This window comes from Microcystis sp. M49636_WE2 (assembly GCF_030065375.1).
In the GTDB taxonomy this organism is placed as follows: Bacteria; Cyanobacteriota; Cyanobacteriia; order Cyanobacteriales; family Microcystaceae; genus Microcystis; species Microcystis aeruginosa_C.
This window is the reverse complement of the sequence record NZ_JASJFG010000411.1, coordinates 1-1128: the sequence shown is the minus strand read 5'-3', so window position 1 is coordinate 1128 and position 1128 is coordinate 1. Positions and strand designations below refer to the sequence as shown.

Here is a 1128-nt window from a genome sequence, read left to right as displayed (position 1 = left end):
TCACATCGAGAATTGTTTTATCGGTCCCTATAGCAGTGTGGCTAATGGAGTAAAATTAATCGATGCCGACATAGAACACAGTGTAATTCTCAAAGATGCCACGATTATTGGCATTCATCAGCGCATAGTTGATAGTGTGATCGGACGACGGGCAAAATTAGAAATTGCCCCCCAACGTCCCAAGGCTTTACGCTTTATGATCGGGGATGATTCCCATGTAGAATTAGTGTAGTTAATGGGGATTAACTACCCCTTTAATTAGGGTTTGCGGCAAAAAGTTTTTCCTGGGTGTAGGGTGTAGGATTTTACCGATTTTCAGGGAAAAAGTCAAAATTTCGCCTCCCACAAGGTTTTTAGATTTAATCAGCCAACCCTAATTAAAAAGAATACACGGCTGTTTTGATATTTTGGTAGTTATCATCTAGGTCTGATTCTAGGAGAATAATCGCAGTAATTCTTCTAGTCATCTCGCTGACTTCCTGCACTTCTGCGATAGTTAATCCCCGTCCTAATAATTTTTCCTCGCGATAACTTAGCCATTTTTTAATGACTTGATAACCCCCGATGGTATATTCCCACACCCGGGCTGGTATATTTTGCCAATAGGCTCGATCGTTGAGATAAATATCATAGGTTTTGGTTCCTAATAATTTTCGCATTTCTGGGCTAATTACGCTCATTTCTGCGGTTGTATATTGTCTGGCGATCGCTTTTCCTTTACCCGGCATTGTCACACCATTTTTACCCCCGTGTCCCCAACCGACGTTAATAATTAAATCCCCCTTATCTGGGTTTAAATTTCCCCCATCAGTGCAGGAAATCAAGGCGATTTTTTGCATTGCAGGGGTCGGTTTTTTGGTGACTCCTATAACGGGGTTTTCTGTGTCTAAAAGAGAGGCGATCGCTTGTCCTAGTTGGGCAGATTTAATTAATAATTCTTGGCTATTGGGAAGGGGAATCCTTGGGAAGTCTTGACGAATACCGTCGGCATTTTCCCGAAGATACAAGGGAGAGTACCCAATCGCTAATGCGTGCAGCCAAATTAAGGAAGCATTCTCGATATTTTCATCAAGATTATTAATACCCAGTTGATTTAAGTATTGACGAGATTTTTCCGAGAGATTGGCT

General features: G+C 41.5%; 1 protein-coding gene and 1 pseudogene. One reads left to right on the top strand and one right to left on the bottom strand.

Annotation, left to right across the window (positions count from 1 at the left end; translation table 11 throughout):
* Positions 1-232, top strand: a pseudogene (locus PX484_RS09875) (glucose-1-phosphate thymidylyltransferase); the annotation flags it as partial.
* A gap of 145 nt (positions 233-377) precedes the next feature.
* Here PX484_RS09875 and PX484_RS09870 read toward each other — a convergent pair.
* Positions 378-1128, bottom strand: a 751-nt coding sequence (locus tag PX484_RS09870) for a type ISP restriction/modification enzyme (protein WP_353853224.1), incomplete at its 5' end; no start/stop codon positions are given.